General features: G+C 75.3%; 14 protein-coding genes. 8 read left to right on the top strand and 6 right to left on the bottom strand.

From position 1 onward, the window contains the following. Positions 1-89 precede the first annotated feature (89 nt). Positions 90-965, top strand: a complete 876-nt coding sequence (locus ACZ6J5_RS32045) for a glycosyltransferase family 2 protein (RefSeq protein ID WP_469397317.1) — start codon at positions 90-92, stop codon at positions 963-965. Between the two features lie 80 nt (positions 966-1,045). Beyond that, positions 1,046-2,317, top strand: coding sequence for a glycoside hydrolase family 6 protein (locus tag ACZ6J5_RS32040; RefSeq protein ID WP_469397315.1), 1,272 nt, complete (start codon positions 1,046-1,048; stop codon positions 2,315-2,317). Between the two features lie 50 nt (positions 2,318-2,367). Here ACZ6J5_RS32040 and ACZ6J5_RS32035 read toward each other — a convergent pair whose 3' ends face one another. Together ACZ6J5_RS32035 and ACZ6J5_RS32030 are read right to left on the bottom strand one after the other, a co-directional pair. Then, complete coding sequence (locus ACZ6J5_RS32035; protein WP_469397313.1) at positions 2,368-3,756, bottom strand: NAD(P)/FAD-dependent oxidoreductase; 1,389 nt, start codon at positions 3,754-3,756, stop codon at positions 2,368-2,370. Positions 3,757-3,888: 132 nt separating this feature from the next. Then, positions 3,889-4,602 (bottom strand): TetR/AcrR family transcriptional regulator, encoded by a 714-nt coding sequence (locus ACZ6J5_RS32030; protein WP_469397311.1) that lies wholly within the window; start codon positions 4,600-4,602, stop codon positions 3,889-3,891. Between the two features lie 143 nt (positions 4,603-4,745). Between ACZ6J5_RS32030 and ACZ6J5_RS32025 the strand changes: the two genes are divergently transcribed. Continuing rightward, positions 4,746-6,380: an amidohydrolase gene (locus ACZ6J5_RS32025; RefSeq protein ID WP_469397310.1), complete on the top strand. Its 1,635-nt coding sequence runs from the start codon at positions 4,746-4,748 to the stop codon at positions 6,378-6,380. Between the two features lie 154 nt (positions 6,381-6,534). Here the strand turns inward: ACZ6J5_RS32025 and ACZ6J5_RS32020 are convergent, their stop codons facing one another. Then, entirely contained in the window at positions 6,535-7,623 is a 1,089-nt protein-coding gene (locus ACZ6J5_RS32020; protein WP_469397309.1) for a LacI family DNA-binding transcriptional regulator, read from the bottom strand. Positions 7,624-7,850: 227 nt separating this feature from the next. On the opposite strand from ACZ6J5_RS32020, the gene ACZ6J5_RS32015 reads away from it, so the two are divergent. Genes ACZ6J5_RS32015 through ACZ6J5_RS31995 form a run of 5 tightly spaced genes read left to right on the top strand, consistent with a single transcriptional unit; the run spans position 7,851 to position 13,139 of the window. Next, positions 7,851-9,479, top strand: coding sequence for an ABC transporter substrate-binding protein (locus tag ACZ6J5_RS32015; RefSeq protein WP_469397307.1), 1,629 nt, complete (start codon positions 7,851-7,853; stop codon positions 9,477-9,479). Between the two features lie 8 nt (positions 9,480-9,487). After that, entirely contained in the window at positions 9,488-10,441 is a 954-nt protein-coding gene (locus tag ACZ6J5_RS32010; RefSeq protein ID WP_469397411.1) for an ABC transporter permease, read from the top strand. Then, on the top strand, positions 10,438-11,328 hold the full coding sequence (locus ACZ6J5_RS32005; RefSeq protein WP_469397306.1) for an ABC transporter permease: 891 nt from the start codon (positions 10,438-10,440) through the stop codon (positions 11,326-11,328). Before ACZ6J5_RS32010 ends, ACZ6J5_RS32005 begins: the two co-directional genes overlap by 4 nt. A 3-nt stretch (positions 11,329-11,331) precedes the next feature. Continuing rightward, positions 11,332-12,324, top strand: coding sequence for an ABC transporter ATP-binding protein (locus ACZ6J5_RS32000; protein ID WP_469397304.1), 993 nt, complete (start codon positions 11,332-11,334; stop codon positions 12,322-12,324). 11 nt (positions 12,325-12,335) lie between these two features. Next, positions 12,336-13,139 carry an ABC transporter ATP-binding protein gene (locus ACZ6J5_RS31995; RefSeq protein WP_469397409.1) on the top strand — a complete coding sequence of 268 codons (804 nt, stop codon included), beginning with the start codon at positions 12,336-12,338 and terminating at the stop codon, positions 13,137-13,139. 33 nt (positions 13,140-13,172) lie between these two features. Here the strand turns inward: ACZ6J5_RS31995 and ACZ6J5_RS31990 are convergent, their stop codons facing one another. Genes ACZ6J5_RS31990 through ACZ6J5_RS31980 form a run of 3 tightly spaced genes read right to left on the bottom strand, consistent with a single transcriptional unit; the run spans position 13,173 to position 15,538 of the window. Then, complete coding sequence (locus tag ACZ6J5_RS31990; protein ID WP_469397303.1) at positions 13,173-14,078, bottom strand: PaaX family transcriptional regulator C-terminal domain-containing protein; 906 nt, start codon at positions 14,076-14,078, stop codon at positions 13,173-13,175. Then, positions 14,075-14,704: a GNAT family N-acetyltransferase gene (locus ACZ6J5_RS31985; protein WP_469397301.1), complete on the bottom strand. Its 630-nt coding sequence runs from the start codon at positions 14,702-14,704 to the stop codon at positions 14,075-14,077. Before ACZ6J5_RS31985 ends, ACZ6J5_RS31990 begins: the two co-directional genes overlap by 4 nt. 36 nt (positions 14,705-14,740) lie before the next feature. Then, positions 14,741-15,538, bottom strand: a complete 798-nt coding sequence (locus ACZ6J5_RS31980; protein WP_469397300.1) for an SGNH/GDSL hydrolase family protein — start codon at positions 15,536-15,538, stop codon at positions 14,741-14,743. Positions 15,539-15,742: the final 204 nt, after the last annotated feature.

Genomic DNA, 15,742 nt, shown 5'->3' with positions numbered 1-15,742 from the left:
CGTACCCGCGCATCGGCGCAGGTCATGGCGGTGCGGGGAAAATCCGTGAACGAACGGTGTGGGCGGGGCGCCTTGGTCATACTGTCCCCGTGCCCAGCATCGTGATCCCCGCCCACAACGAGGAACGCACCCTCGGCCGGCTCCTGGACGCCCTCCTGGACGGCGCCCGGAGTGACGAGTTCGACATCGTCGTGGTGTGCAACGGCTGTACGGACGACACCGCCCGCGTCGCCGCGGGCCACGGTCCCGGTGTCCGGGTCGTCGAGACGCCCGTGCCCTCCAAGCACGAGGCCCTGCGCCTCGGCGACGAGCACGCCCACGGCTTCCCCCGGATCTACGTGGACGCCGACGTGGTGCTCGGCGCCGGAGACGTGCGCGCCCTGGCCGCCGCGCTCGACGGGCCCGGCGGCGTGCTCGCGGCGGCGCCCGAGCGGGAGCTGCCGATGACCGGCTGCTCCTGGCGGGTGCGCGCCTACTACCGGGTCTGGCAGCGGCTGCCCGCCGTCCGCGAGGGGCTGTTCGGGCGCGGGGTGATCGCCATGTCCGGCGAGGGCCACGCCCGGATCGCCGCGCTGCCCCCGCTGATGGCCGACGACCTGGCCGCCTCGCTCGCCTTCGGGCCCGCCGAGCGCGGCGTGGTCCGGACCGCCCGGGTGGTCGTCCGGCCGCCGCGCACCTGGCGGGACCTGATCCGCCGCCGGGTCAGGGCGGCCACCTCCACCGCGCAACTGGAGGAGCACCAGCGGACGTCGGCCGACACGGACACGGAGCCCGCCGCGCCGCCCTCGGCCCGTACCGGCGTCTCCGACCTGCGGGCCCTGGTCCGGGCCGAGCCCGCCCTGCTGCCCGCCGTCCTCGTCTTCCTCTCCGCCGCGCTCGCGGCGCGCAGGGGGGCGCGGAAGGCCGTCAAGGCGCGCGACTTCGACACCTGGCTCAGGGACGAGAGCAGCCGCCAGGACGACTGACCGCCCGATCGGAGCGTCAGGGCCCCCAGTGATCACCGGCCGCCTAGGCTGCCGGTGACCGCACCACAGGAAGGCCCGTCATGACGCTCCGGATGCCCGGGCGGCGTTCCGCCGTCCTCACGACGGTGCTCGCCGTCTGCGCCGCCTGGACCGGCCTCGCCCCCGCGGTGTCGGCCGAGGCACCCGGCGGGCCGCTCACCGCCGCCACCCGCTTCTACGTCGACCCCGACAGCGGCGCCGCCCGCCAGGCCGTCGCCGACGCGGCGGCCGGGAACGCGACGGACGCGAAGCGCATGCGCCGGCTCGCCGCGCTGCCGCAGGCCGCCTGGTTCACCGGCGGCACCCCGGACAGCGCGCGCGCCGGAGCGAGCGCCCTGATCACGCGGGCGCGCGCCGCGCACCAGCTCCCCGTCCTCGTCGCGTACAACGTCCCCGGCCGTGACTGCGGCCACTACTCGGGCGGCGGCGCCGCCGACTCGGCCGCCTACCGCGCCTGGATCGGCGCCCTCGCCGAGGGCGTCGGCGCCGGCCCCGCGCTGGTGGTCCTGGAGCCCGACGGGCTGGCCGCGCTGCCCCGCGACTGCGCCGGGAACGTGGACCCGACGGGCGAGCTGACCGCCGCCCGCCTCGCCGACCTGGACTTCGCCGTCACCGTCCTCAAACGGAGCGCCGGTACGAGCGTCTACCTGGACGCGGGCAACAGCCAGTGGAAGTCCGTCGACGACATCGCGGAACGGCTGATCAGCGCGGGCGTGGCCAAGGCCGACGGCTTCTCGCTGAACGTCTCCAACTTCCAGCCCACCGACCAGCTCACCCGCTACGGCGGCTGGGTCTCCCGCTGCGTCTGGTTCGCCACCCGGGGCCCCGACTGGGCGCGCGGCCACACCGAGTGGTGCGCGAGCCAGTACTACTCGCCCGCCGCCCCCAACGACGGCACCTCCGGCAACGCGGTCTCGGCCGCCGACCCGGCCACCTGGCACTGGACCGACGCCTGGTACGCCCAGACCACCGGCGGCGCGCCCGCCGCCGAGCTGCCGCACTTCGTCGTGGACACCAGCCGCAACGGCCGAGGCCCCTGGACCCCGCCCACCGGGACCTACCCCGACCCGGAGACCTGGTGCAACCCGCCGGGCCGGGGCCTCGGCCCCCGCCCCACCGCCGACACCGGGGTCCCGCTGGCCGACGCGTACCTGTACGTGAAGACGGTCGGCGAGTCCGACGGGAGCTGCACCCGGGGCACCGGCGGCCCGGCCGATCCCGTGTACGGGACCGTCGACCCGCCCGCCGGCGCCTGGTGGGCCGAACTGGCCCACGGGCTGGCCCGCGAGGCCGTGCCGCCCCTGGCCCCGTGACCCGCCGGCCCCGTGACCCGCTGAGCGCTTGCCCCCCCGGGCGCCGCCGGTCAGGAGCCGAAGCCGAGCCCGGCCCGGTCCAGGGACCGCAGCCACAGGTTGCGGCGCCCCTCGTGCGCGTCGGCGCGCGCCATCGACCACTGGGTGATCCCGATGCCCAGCGAGCGCACCGGCTCCGGCGGGAACGGCAGCGGCTTGCGCCGCACCAGGTCCAGGGCGGTGCGCTCGGTGCGCTCACCGGCCAGCAGGTCCAGCATCACCTCGGCGCCGAAGCGGGTGGCGCCGACGCCCAGCCCCGTATAGCCCGCCGCGTAGGCGACCTTGCCCCGGTGGCTGGTGTCGAAGAAGACGCAGAAGCGCGTGCTGGTGTCGATGGCACCGCCCCAGGCGTGGCTGAACCGGACCCCGGCGAGCTGCGGGAAGGTCGCGGCGAAATGCCGGGCCAGGGTGGCGAAGGAGGCGGGCCGCCGGTCGTGCTCGGCGCGCACGGAACGGCGGTGCACGGCGTCGTAACCGCCCCACAGGATCCGGTTGTCGGCGGAGAGCCGCACATAGTGGAAGCTGTTGGCGCAGTCGGCCCAGCCCTGCCGGTTCCGCCAGCCCACGGAGGCCAGTTGGGCCTCCGTCAGCGGCTCGGTCATCAGCGCGTAGTCGTAGACCGGGACGGTGTACGGGCGGTGCCGGCGCAGCAGCGAGGGGAAGGCGTTGGTGGCGAGCGCGACCCGCCGGGCGCGCACCCGGCCGTACGGGGTGGTGACGGCGACCCGGGCGCCGTCCTCGGCGAGACCGGTGCCGGGGGTGTGCTCGTAGACGCGGACGTCCAGCTCCTGGCAGGCCCGCTTCAGGCCCCAGGCCAGCCGGGCCGGGTCGAGCATGGCGGTGTCGGAGGTGTTCCACAGCCCGCCGAGGAAGGTGGGGGAGTCGATCTCGGCGCGGACCCCGGCCTCGTCTAGCAGCCTGACCTCGGCCCCGTACCGCGCGGCCGTCTCGGCCTCCTCGTCGAGCCCGGCGAGCTGGTACGGCTCGGTGGCCACGACGAGTGAACCGGTGCGCTCCCAGGCGCAGTCGATGCCGTAGCGGGTGAGGGTGTCCTCCATGGCCTGGAGGTTCTCCCGGCCGAGGCGTTCCAGCCGCCCGATCTCGTGCGGCCAGCGCGCCAGTCCGTTGCCCAGCCCGTGGGTGAGGCTCGATTCGCAGAAGCCGCCGTTGCGGCCGGAGGCGGCGCCGCCCGCCTGGTCCGCCTCGATCACGACCACGTCGGCGGAGGGATCGCGCTCCTTGGCGATGAGCGCCGTCCACAGCCCGGTGTAGCCGCCGCCGACCACCAGCAGGTCGCAGTCGGTGGGGCCGACGAGGGCGGGGGCGGCCGCCGGGCGGTCCGGGGCGTCCAGCCAGAACGGGGTGGGCGAGGCGTCGCGCAGGGCGTGCACGGGGTCCATGGGCGGGGCTCCTTCGGATCGCGGAGGTACGGGCCTCCGAAGTGCCGCCATGAGAACCGGCCATGCGGTTTTGCGTCAATGGTGTTGTCGTAAGGCCGCCGGCCAGGGGTGGGGACGGACGCACCGGCGCCGTCAGCCGCGCCGCCGGTGGGCCTCCAGACGCGCCCCCACCGCGTCCAGCATCAGCTCCAGCGCGAACGGGTGCCCGCTGTCCCGCATGTCCGCCGCGAGCAGCGGGAAGGTCGCCGCCACATGCGGATGGGTGGCCGCCGAGAGCTTCCCGTACGCCTCGTGCCAGACCTGCTCGTCGGCCGCCCGGGCCGGCTCCGGCAGCGCGAACGCCGCCGCGTCCAGCGCCGCGAACGCGAGCGCCTGGTCCACGAACGCGTGGTAGATCCGCACCGCCTCCGCGTCCGGGAAGCCCGCCCCGCGCAGCACCGAGAGGATCGCCTCCACCGCCCGGGTCTCGTTCTCGCGGCCCGTCGTGCGGTGCGCGGACAGCGCCGCCGCCTGCGGGTTCGCCAGATAGGCCGCGTGGATGCGCAGCGCGATGTCCCGCAGGTCGGCCCGCCAGTCCCCGGTGGCCCGCCAGCTCCGCTGCGCCACTCCGATCAGCTCGTCGGCGAGGGCCAGCAACAGGTCGTCGGTGTTGCGGAAGTAGCGGTAGATCGCGCTGGGATCGGCGCCCAGGGCGGCCCCGAGCCGCCGCACCGAGAGCGCCTCCGCACCGTGCTGGGCGACCAGCCGCAGCGCCGTCTCGACGATGACCCGCTCGGAAAGGACGGTGCCCTGCTTGGTGGGGCGCCTGCGCTGTCGCCGGTTCTCCGGCACCACTCGTTCGGCCATGCCGCCGGACCTTATGACAACACCCTTGACGTGTAAACCGTCGCGACGGTTGCATGACGCCCCTCGCACCGGCCCCCTCGGGACCGGTCCGGCGGGCCCCCGGGCGGCAACGGCCCCGGCCCCTACCCTCCAGGAGTACGTACATGAGCACGGCCGACCTGGTCTTCACCGGTGGCCCCGTCTTCACGGGCGACCCCGCCCGGACCCGGGCCACCTCCCTCGCCGTCGTCGGCGAACGGATCATCGCCGTCGGCCACGACGAGGTCCGCGCCCTGATCGGTCCGAAGACCGAGATCGTCGACCTGGCGGGCCGGCTGCTGATCCCGGGCTTCCAGGACGCCCACATCCACGCCGTCTCCGGCGGCGTGGAGATGGCCGAGTGCGACCTGAGCGGCACCACCGGCGTCGACGACTACCTGCGCATCATCGGCGCGTACGCCGCCGCGCACCCCGACCGCCCGTGGATCACCGGCGGCGGCTGGTCCATGGAGAGCTTCGAGGGCGGACTGCCCTCCCGGCGGCTGCTCGACGGCGTGGTCGCCGACCGGCCGGTGCTCCTGGTCAACCGCGACCACCACGGCGCCTGGGCCAACTCCCGTGCCCTGGAGCTCGCCGGGATCACCGCCGGCACCCCCGACCCGGACGACGGGCGCATCGAGCGCGAGGCCGACGGGACCCCGAGCGGCGTCCTCCAGGAGGGCGCGGTCTCGCTGGTCCAGCGGCTGCTGCCGCCGACCACCGCCGCCGACCGGCTGGCCGGACTGCTGCGCGCCCAGGACCTGCTGCACTCGCTCGGCATCACCGGCTGGCAGGACGCCCTGCTGGGCTCCTTCAACGGGATGGCCGACCCCGCCGACGCCTATCTGGCGGCCGCCCGGAACGGCACCCTCACCGCGCGGGTCAGCGGAGCGCTGTGGTGGGACCGGGCGCGCGGCGCCGAACAGATCCCCGAACTCGTCGAGCGCCGGGCGGTCTCGCACCACGGGCGCTTCCGGGCCGGCTCGGTGAAGATCATGCAGGACGGCGTCGCCGAGAACTTCACCGCCGCCATGACCAGCCCCTACCTCGACGCCTGCGGCTGCGCCACGGCCAACAGCGGGCTCAGCTTCGTCGATCCCGAGGCGCTGCGCGATCATGTGACCGCGCTCGACGCCCTCGACTTCCAGGTGCACTTCCACGCGCTCGGCGACCGCGCCGTCCGCGAGGCGCTGGACGCGGTCGAAGCGGCGGTCGAGGCCAACGGGCGGCGCGGGAACCGGCACCACCTGGCGCACCTCCAGGTCGTGCACCCCGACGACATCGCCCGCTTCGCGCGGCTCGGCGCGCTCGCCAACATCCAGCCGCTGTGGGCCGCGCACGAGCCGCAGATGGACGAGCTCACGATCCCCTTCCTCGGCCCCGAACGCGCCGCCTGGCAGTACCCCTTCGGCGACCTGGTCCGGGCCGGCGCCACCCTCGTCGCGGGCAGCGACTGGCCGGTGAGCAGCCCCGACCCGCTGGCCGGCCTGCACGTGGCCGTCAACCGCGCCGAGCCGGGCGCCACCGACGGGCGGGTCTTCCTGCCCGAGCAGCGCCTGGACCTGGCGACCGCGCTGGCCGCGTACACGGCGGGCTCCGCCCATGTCGGCGGCCACGACGAGGCCGGCAGCCTGCGCGCCGGGCACCTCGCCGACCTCGTCGTCCTCGACCGCGACATCTTCACGGCCCCGGCCGAGGAGATCGCCGAGGCGCGTGTGGAGCAGACCTTCGTCGGCGGCACCCGCGTCTTCGCGGGCTGAGGGGGACGGAATGCCGACCACGCCGGACAGGAGCGTGTGCCCGCGCTTCGGCGTGGTCACCGGGACCGGGACCGGGACGGAAACCGGACCGGGACCGGTCCCGGTGACCACCGCACCGCCCGCGCGATCCGGGCTGTCTGGGCGTTCCGGGCCGTCAGGACGAGGCCCGCACCCTGAGCCGGGCGGAGAGCAGCACACCCGGGGGGGCGCTGCCTCCGCCCTCCAGGGCCGACACGAGCAGTCCGACGCCGGCCTCCGCGACCTCGGCCGGGCGCAGGCTCAGCGTGGTGACCGGCGGGTCCGCGTGGGCGGCGGAGCCGTCCTCGCTCACGCACACCACCCGCAGCTCCCCGGGCACCGCGAGGCCGAGCCGCCGGGCGGCGTCCAGGACCAGCGGCGGGCTGGCCTCCGCCACGACGAACAGCCCGTCGGGCCGGGACTCCGCGCCCAGGGCCTCCTCGACGGCACGGACCACCGGTCCGTTGCCGGGCAGCGGGACCAGGGTGACCAGCTCCTCGGCGCCGTGCCGCGCGCACCAGGCGCGGTAGGCGGCGCGGACCTCGCGGTGGAAGCGGGTCGTGCTGTCGGGCAGGACGAGCGCGGTCCGCCGGGACCCGCGCTCGCGCAGATGGTCCAGGGAGTCCCGTACCGCGGCCTCCGTGTCCACGTCGACCCAGTACGCGCCGGGGCGGTCCGCCACCGACGCGTCGCTGAAGACGGGGATCCGGGCGGTGAGGAAGTCCTCCACCAGGGGGTCGTCCTCGACCGGATCGGCGACGATCACCGCCTCCAGGGGCAGGTCGGCCCACTCCCGCTGGAGCGTCCCCGCGGGCAGCATCACCAGCGCGTAGCCGTGCCGCAGGGCCGCCGCCGCGGTGGCGCTCGTCAGCTGGGCGAAGTACGGCGAGTCCAGGTACGTCCAGGGCGCGCCGGCGAACTCGCCGACGACGTAGCCGATCAGCCGGGCCCGCCCGGCGCGCAGCTGCCGGGCGGTGGCGTTGGGCCGGTAGCCCATCCGCCGCGCGGTCTCGCGGGCCCGCTCCCGCACGGCGGGGGAGAGGCGTCCGGTGCCGTTGAGCGCGGCGGAGACGGTCGTCTTCGAGAGCCCGGCCTCACGGGCCACGTCGACGAGCCGCACCCGGGGTCCCGGCGGTGCCGGTGCCGCCGGCGGTTCCGACGGCTTGCGGACGGGTCCGCCGGGCCGGTCCCCGTCATGCCCTCCGAGCTGTTCAGAAATGGTCACGATCCGATGCTGCCACCTCCCTGACCTCTGCAAAACCGTTCCCGCAAAGTCTTGTGCGGGAACGTTCCCGCATCAATACTCGCTGCATCGCCCAGATCCCCGGGCTCCCCGGGCTCCCCGGGCTCCCCGAGCTCCCCAAGCCCCCCGAGCCTCCCCAGCTCCCCAAGCCCCCGAGCTCTCCGGCTTCCCCAGTGCACGTCTCTACACCCGTGAAGGGGTGGGTCTCCTTGCGCACGCCCAGACTCCTCGCCGCCCTCGTCTGTACGGCGGCCCTCGCCGCCACGACGGCGGGCTGCTCCGGCGCCACCAAGCCGGGCGGCGGCAACGCCGCCTACACCGTCACGCCGACCTCCCCCGCGGCGAAGGGCCGGCTGGCCTCCCTCACCTGGTCGCTGTACGCCGAGCCGTACACCCTCGACTACGCCCAGGCCTTCGACTACCCGCCGAACACCGTCCTCGCCAACGTCTGCGAGCAGCTCCTGCGGGTCACCCCCGACCTGAAGATCGAGCCCGGCCTCGCCGTGAAGTGGGAGAACCCCGAACCCCTGGTCTGGGTCTACACCCTGCGCCCCGGCGTGAAGTTCCACGACGGCACCACCATGACCGCCGACGACGTGGTCGCCTCCCTCAAGCGCCAGATGGACCCGGCCACCGGCTCGCCCTGGGGCTCCGCCTTCAAGAACGTCAAGGCGATCGAGAAGACCGGCCCCCTCCAGGTCACCTTCCGCCTCAGCCGCCCCGACGTCCTCCTCAACGAGCTGATGGCCGCCTCGCCCGGCACCATCGAGAGCGCCGCCTTCCTCAAGAAGACCGGCAAGGAGTACGGCGTCCCCGGCGGCAAGGTCAACTGCACCGGGCCCTACGCCCTGGACGCCTGGCGGCAGGGCGAGTCGATCTCCCTCAAGAAGTTCCCCGGGTACTGGGACCCCAAGCTGGCGCCCAAGAACGACGCCGTCCGCTTCACCTTCGTCGAGGACCCCTCGGCCCGCACCAACACCTTCCTCACCGGCACCGCCGACGGCGGCTACATGGTCCCCTCGTCCTCCCTCGCCCAGCTCCAGGCGTCGAACAAGGGCAAGCTGTACTACGGCCCCAACACCGCCGCCGCCAACCTCGCCGTCCTCGACTTCAAGGGCACCCTCGGCGACCTCAAGGTCCGCCGGGCGCTGTCCATGGCGCTCGACCGCAAGAACATCATCAAGGCCGCCGCCGGCGGCGTCGGCGTCCCCGCCAAGGCCCCCACCGCGCGCGGCGCCTGGTCGCTCCTCCCCGAGCGCACCGAGGGCTACTTCAAGGACCTGCCCGAGCCCGTGTACGACGTGGCCGCCGCCAAGCGGCTCGTCGAGGAGGCGGGCGCGGGCGGCAAGAAGGTCACGCTCGCGACCAGCACCCTCGCCCCCGAGATCAGCGTCGTCGCCAACGCCGTCCAGGCCGCCGGCCGCCAGATCGGCCTCGACGTCCAGCTCAAGTCCGTCTCCCCGGAGGCGTACAGCAGCATCTTCGTCGACAAGAACGCCCGCAAGGGCCTCGACCTCGTCATCACCAACGGCTACGACAACACCCCGGACCCGCTGGAGTTCTACCAGTACTTCCGCACCGGCGACTTCGGCAACTACGGCGAGTGGTCCGACCCGAGCTACGACGCCGCCTTCGACCGCGCCAACACCGCCGTCGACCCCGGCGCCCGCTCGGACCTCACCGCCGAACTCCAGAAGATCGCCGTCCGCGAACTGCCCACCATCCCGCTGTACGAAGCCCCCTACACGGTGTTCCTCGGCAAGCGCGTCACCGGCGCCCCCACCGGCATCGCCCAGCTCTACTACCCCTGGGCCGCGACGATCGGTGCCGCGAACTGATGAACGGACTGCTCCGCTACTTCCTCGGCCGGCTCGCCGGACTCCTCGCGGTCCTGCTCGTGACCTCCTTCGTGGTCTTCGCCAGCGTCCACCTCGCCCCCGGCGACCCGGTCTCCTTCCTGCTGCACGGCCGCCCCGCCACCCCCGAGACCGTCGCCGCGCTCCGCGCCGAGTACCACCTCGACGACCCGCTGCTCGTGCAGTACGCCAAGTGGCTCGGCGGCGCCCTGCACGGCGACTTCGGGCGCTCCGCCCAGTACCACCAGGACGTCTCGGCGCTGCTCGGCTCCCGCCTCACCGGCACCGTGCTCCTCGTCGGCTACTCCGCCGTCCTCGTCGCCGTCGGCGGCGTGGCGGCGGGCGTGCTCGCCGCGCTGCGCCCCGGCTTCCTCGACCGGTTCGTGCTCATCGCCACCGGCGTCGCCACCGCCACCCCGTCCTTCGTCAGCGCCATCGCGCTGGTCTCCCTCTTCTCCGTGCAGCTCGGCTGGTTCCCCGGCCCCGGCGGCACCCCCGAGGGCCTCGGCGAACGCCTCTACTACCTGACCCTCCCGGCCTTCGCCCTCGCCACCACCTTCGCCGGACTCCTCGCCCGCGTCACCCGCTCGGCGATGCTCGACGAACTCGGCCGCGAACACGTCGACGTCTCCCGCGCGCGCGGCGTCGCCGGCGCCACCGTCGTCCGGCGGCACGTGCTCCGCAACAGCCTCGGACCCGTCGTCACCGTCGGCGGCACCATGCTCGCCGGACTCCTCGTCACCACCTCCGTCGTCGAGACCGCCTTCGACGTCCCCGGCATCGGCTCCCTCCTCGTGCAGTCCGTCAGCGCCAAGGACTTCGCCGTCGTCCAGGCCGTCACCCTCATCAGCGTCGCGGCCTTCGTCCTCGTCAACCTCGTCGTCGACCTCTGCGCCCCCCTCATCGACCCCCGGCTCACCCTCCACGGGGAAGGCACCTCATGACCCTCACCGCACGCACCGAGGCGGCCGGTCCCGCCGACGCGCTGCGCCGCCGCCCCGGCCTGCGCGGCCTGCGGGTCCTCGGCCAGGGCCCGATGTTCACCGCGGCCGTGCTGCTCCTCGCCGCCCTCGTGCTCGTCACCGCCCTCGCCCCGCTGCTCGCCCCGCACGACCCCGAGGCCATGGACCTCACCGCCAGCCTCGTCGGCACCGGCGGCGACCACCTCCTCGGCACCGACCAGTCCGGCCGCGACATCCTGTCCCGCCTCATGTACGGCGCCCGCACCGGACTCCTCGGCCCGCTGCTCGTCGTCGCCGTCTCCACGCTCCTCGGCACCGTCCTCGGCGTCGTCGCGGGCTGGCGCGGCGGCTGGGCGGACGCCTTCCTCTCCCGGTCCATGGACCTCGTCTTCGCCATCCCCGGCCTGCTCCTCGCGATCATGCTGGTCGCGGTCGTCGGCTCCGGCATGACCGCGCCCGTGATCGCCATGGCCGTCGCCTACACCCCGTACGTCGGCCGCCTCGTCCGGGGCATCGCCCGCCAGGAGAAGGCCCGCCCGTACATCGAGTCGTACCGGGTGCAGGGCTGGTCCGGCGGGACGATCTGCCTGCGCCACCTGCTGCCCAACATCACCCCCACCCTGCTCGCCCAGTCGGCCATGAACTTCGGCTACGCCCTCATGGACCTGGCCGCCCTGTCCTACCTCGGCTTCGGCGTCCAGCCGCCCACCGCCGACTGGGGCGCCATGATCAACGAGGGCCAGTCGGCGCTCCAGCAGGGCGCGATGCTGCCCGCGCTCGCGCCTTCCGTCTGCATCGTCCTCGCCGTCGTGGCGTTCGGCATCGTCGGCGAGGGCATCGCCGACCGGATCGCGAAGCGGGAGCGCTGAGCCATGAGCACCACCACCCCCCAGGGCCCCCGGCCCGTCCTGGAGATCGACCGGCTGACCCTGAGCCTGCCCGAGGGGCAGGCCGCCCGGCCCCTCCTCGACGGCGTCTCCCTCACCGTCGCCCCCGGCGAGACCGTCGGCCTCGTCGGCGAATCCGGCTCCGGCAAGTCCGTCGCCTGCCGCAGCGTCCTCGGCCTGCTGCCCCGAGGCGCCCGCACCACCGGCGAGGTCCGCGTCGCGGGCCGCGACGTCCTCGGCCTGGACCGGGCCGGGCTCGCCGCCGTCCGCGCCCGCGAGGCCGCCATGGTCTTCCAGGACCCCCGCGCCTCCGTCAACCCGCTGCGCCGCGTCGGCGACTTCGTCACCGAGGGCCTGCGCGCCGCCGGAGTCCCCGCCGCGAAGGCCACCGCCCGCGCGGAGGAACTCCTGGCCGCCGTCGGCATCCGCGACCCGCGCGGCGCCCTGCGCCGCCGCCCGCACGAGTTCTCCGGCGGGATGCTCCAGCGCGTCGTCATCGCCGCGGCCCTCGCCGGCGACCCCGCCCTGATCGTCGCCGACGAACCGACCACCGCCCTCGACGTCACCACCCAGGCCGAGATCATCGCGATCCTCACCCGCCTCCAGGCCGAACGCGGCACCGGCCTCCTCTTCGTCACCCACGACCTCGAACTGGCCTCCGCCATCTGCGACCGGGTGTACGTGATGTACGCCGGGCGCATCGTCGAGACCCGCGCCGCCGGCGAGCTCTTCGACGCGCCCCGCCACCCCTATACCGCCGGCCTGCTCTCCTGCACCCCGCGCATCGAACCCGGCGCCCCCGCCCCCCGGCCCATCCACGGACGCCCGGTCTCCGTCTCGGAGGCCCCGCCCGGCTGCCACTTCGCGGCCCGCTGCCCGCACGCCCTGCCCCGCTGCGAGGAGACGGTGCCCGCGCTCGCCCCGCACGGCGAGGGCCTCGCCGCCTGCCACCGCGCCGACGAAGGGATCCTGCTGTGACCGGCACCATCATGGGAGAGGGCCTGGTCGTCACCGGTCTCCGCAAGGAGTACGGCGACCACACCGCCGTCGACGACGTGTCCTTCACCCTCGCCCCCGGCTCCTCCCTCGGCATCGTCGGCGAGTCGGGCAGCGGCAAGACCACCACCGTCCGGATGCTCGTCGGCCTCGAACGCGCCGACGCCGGCACCGTCACCCTGGACGGCCGGGACCGCTCCGCCCGCCCCCGCGGCCGGGCCGAACGCCTCGCCAGGGCCCGCGAGATACAGATGGTCTTCCAGGACCCCTACCTCTCCCTCGACCCCCGGATCACCGCCGGGGAGTGCGTCGACGAGGTGCTGCGGCTGCACTTCCGGCTCGACCCGGCGGCCCGCCGGGCCCGCGTCGCCGAACTCCTCGACCAGGTCGGCCTCGGCCCCCGCGAGGCCGAGGCGCTGCCCCGCCGCCTCTCCGGCGGCCAGCGCCAGCGCGTCGCGATCGCCCGCGCCCTGGCGGCCGAGCCCCGCGTCCTCGTCCTGGACGAGGCGGTCGCGGCCCTGGACGTCTCCATCCAGGCCCAGATCCTCGAACTCCTCGCCAGGATCAGGCGTGAGGCCGGCGTCGGCTACCTCTTCGTCACCCACGACCTGGCCGTCGTGCGGCACGTCACCGACGACCTGGTCGTGCTCCGCTCGGGCCGCATCGTGGAGTCCGGCCCGACCGCCCGCGTCCTCACCGCCCCCGAACACCCCTACACCCGGCTGCTCCTGGACTCGGTGCCCCGCCGGGGCTGGGACCCGGCCCGCATCGCGGACGCGCGGGCGGCGGTGGGCTGAGGGGGCTGAGGGGGCAGCGGGGGGCTGAGGGGGTCACTCGTCGAGGAGGCCCCGGTAGAGCGCGAACAGCCGGGGCGCGCCCGCCCGTCCGGACGGCCCCGGGCCCCCGCCCTCCACGGCCGACTCCTCCTCCGCCTCCTCCTCGGCGGCGCGGGCCAGCACGTGCCAGCACTCCGCCGCGAGCGCGCGGGCCCCGGCGCCCGGCCAGGGGCGGGGCAGCAGCTCGGGCGGGAGCAGCGGGTCGGGCTCCAGCGCCTCGCCGAAGGCCGCCGCCAGCCGGACGCTGAGCCCCAGCCGCTCCGCACGGGGGAGCGGCCGGGCCCCGGCCAGCCGGTCCAGCACCTCCCGGGCGAGCGCGGCGAGCCGCCCGTACCGCTCGGCGGCCGGCTCCGGCGGCCACAGCGCGGCGGCCAGCCCGGCCGGGTCCGCGAGCTCGCCGCGCCGCAGGTCGGTGCTGGTCAGCCGGGTGAGCGCGGCGGCCACGCCGAGGCGCTCGGCCTCGGCCCCGACCAGCGGACCGATCGCGTGCGGGCTGACGTACAGCCCGCTCTGCAGCGGCGCGGCGCCGAGCCGTACGAGGAACGCGCGCAGGGAGTCGCGGGCGGCCCGGTCCGACTCCGGCACGGCGAAGCCGAACAGGTGCCAGGTGCCGTCCCAGGGCGCGGCGCCCCGGTCCTGGGCGTAGGCGAGGCGGATGAACGCCAGGTCCGGGGCGAGCTCGCCGTCCGGGTCCGCCACCGCGCGCAGCAGGGCCTTGCGGCCGCGCCCCTCGTGGGTGAACCGGCCCTCGGCGACCAGGCGTTTGACGCAGAGCCGCACCTGCTGGTCGCTCATGCCGAGCAGCCCGCCGACCTCGTACAGCTCTCCGGCGTCCACGGTGCCGTCCTCGCGTACGAGGGCGTGGACGAGCATCCGGGTGGGGACGGGCGGCGTGCTCATCGCGCTCCTCCGGGGCCGTGCTGGGGCCGGTCCCCGGCGGTGACCGGCCGGTGCATGGTGGTGACGGCGCCGAAGCCCATCAGCTCCCGCAGGAACGGGGTGCTCTCGGTCCGCACGGCGACGAAGCCGTGCCGCTCGTACAGCGCGCGGGCGCGGGGGTTGACGTCGATGACGTCGAGCCGGACGCGTCGGCATCCGTGCTCGGCGGCGACGGCCACGACCTCGCGGAGGAGCAGCCCGCCGATGCCGAGCCCGCGCCGCCCGGCGTCCACGGCGATCCCGTCCATGACCAGCTCGCCCGGCGCGGGCCGCCGCTCCAGGAGGGCCAGCAGCGCGAGCCGGGGCAGCCCGCGCAGCGACCCGTACGCCGTGAGCACGTCCCGCGCCCCGCCGCCGGTGAGCCCGCGCCCGCCGAGCGCGTAGCCCGCGACCCCGGCCACCGTGCCGTCGGCGAGGGCGACGAGCCCGCGGTCGTGGTGGAGGTGGGCGGCGAGGAAGGCCCGCCCCCGGTCGGGCGGCCCGAGCGCGGACCCGAGCTTGCGGCCGAACGCCTCCCAGTACAGCGCGGCGACCCGGGCCTCGGCCCCGCGCGGGACCCCTCTGCGGATGACGGCATCGCGTTTCATCTATCGATGGTAAAACGCTCGTATCTAAAGCGAGCGTTAATCAGTCGAACGGACCGGCTTCAGGTCCGGACGCTTGGCGGCGCGGCCGTCGCCCGAGGAGCGGCCCCGGAGCCGGCGGCCGATCCACGGGGCCAGGAAGGAGCCGAGCCAGGCGAGTTCGGCGACGGCCGCGCGGGGGCCGGTGGGCGGGCGGACCGCCGGTGGCGGCAGGGGGCGCGTCCAGGAGTCGTCGCTGCCGGGGAGCGCGAGGGCCTGGGCGACGGCGGCGGCGATCCGGGCGTGGCCGAGCGGGGAGGCGTGCAGCCGGTCGGGGCTCCACAGGCGCGGGTCGGTGACCACCGGATGGTGCCCGGTCTCGACGACGGTGACGCCGAGCGGGCGGGCGGCCTCGCGGATGCGGGCGTTGACGGCGGCGATGCGCGGCGCGACCGGCCGGGCCGCCGGGATCAGCCGGGTCAGGTCGGGGAAGGTGAGCGTGACGACGTGGGCGCCCTGGGCGGTCAGCGCGGCGAACATCGCCTCCAGGTGTCCGGCCACCTCGTCGGCGTCGAAGCGCGGCCGGAGCAGGTCGTTGACCCCCGCGACCACGCTGGCCAGATCGGGCCGCAGGGCGAGCGCGGGGCCGAGCTGCTCCGCCCGCACCTGCCCGGCCAGCCGTCCCCGTACGGCCAGGTTCGCGTAGTGGAGGTCCGGGCTGTGCTGCCCGGCGAGTGCGGCGAGGCGGTCCGCCCAGCCGCGCAGTCCCCGGGTGTCGTCGCCGTCCCCGACGCCCTCCGTCTGACTGTCCCCGAGGGCGACGTACCGCAGATAGGGGGAGCCCGGCTGAGCCGCCATGCGACCGACCGCCTTCCTCGGCGCTGGCGCGCCTCGCGTACTCGAATACTCTGATACTCGCGAATGGGTGTATTCGCTTTGTTGAGTATAGGAGGAGGGGGTGGAGGGCCGAAGGGGGTCAGCCCACGTGGACGTACGGCCGGCGGGCGCGGTCCGGTTCGGCCTCGCGCAGGACCTCGCGTGGCCAGGGCCACCTCGCCCTGG

This window comes from Streptomyces sp. NPDC042100, assembly GCF_055582325.1.
Note: the sequence above shows the minus strand (reverse complement) of the source record. Positions and strands in the feature narration are given on the sequence as shown.

Bases quoted from the DNA above. Each gene is read 5' to 3' on its own strand.
- ACZ6J5_RS32040 (WP_469397315.1), top strand. From the start codon at position 1,046: ATGACGCTCCGGATGCCCGGGCGGCGTTCCGCCGTCCTCACGACGGTG.
- ACZ6J5_RS32035 (WP_469397313.1), bottom strand. From the start codon at position 3,756: ATGGACCCCGTGCACGCCCTGCGCGACGCCTCGCCCACCCCGTTCTGG.
- ACZ6J5_RS32030 (WP_469397311.1), bottom strand. From the start codon at position 4,602: ATGGCCGAACGAGTGGTGCCGGAGAACCGGCGACAGCGCAGGCGCCCC.
- ACZ6J5_RS32025 (WP_469397310.1), top strand. From the start codon at position 4,746: ATGAGCACGGCCGACCTGGTCTTCACCGGTGGCCCCGTCTTCACGGGC.
- ACZ6J5_RS32005 (WP_469397306.1), top strand. From the start codon at position 10,438: ATGACCCTCACCGCACGCACCGAGGCGGCCGGTCCCGCCGACGCGCTG.
- ACZ6J5_RS32000 (WP_469397304.1), top strand. From the start codon at position 11,332: ATGAGCACCACCACCCCCCAGGGCCCCCGGCCCGTCCTGGAGATCGAC.
- ACZ6J5_RS31995 (WP_469397409.1), top strand. From the start codon at position 12,336: ATGGGAGAGGGCCTGGTCGTCACCGGTCTCCGCAAGGAGTACGGCGAC.
- ACZ6J5_RS31990 (WP_469397303.1), bottom strand. From the start codon at position 14,078: ATGAGCACGCCGCCCGTCCCCACCCGGATGCTCGTCCACGCCCTCGTA.
- ACZ6J5_RS31985 (WP_469397301.1), bottom strand. From the start codon at position 14,704: ATGAAACGCGATGCCGTCATCCGCAGAGGGGTCCCGCGCGGGGCCGAG.
- ACZ6J5_RS31980 (WP_469397300.1), bottom strand. From the start codon at position 15,538: ATGGCGGCTCAGCCGGGCTCCCCCTATCTGCGGTACGTCGCCCTCGGG.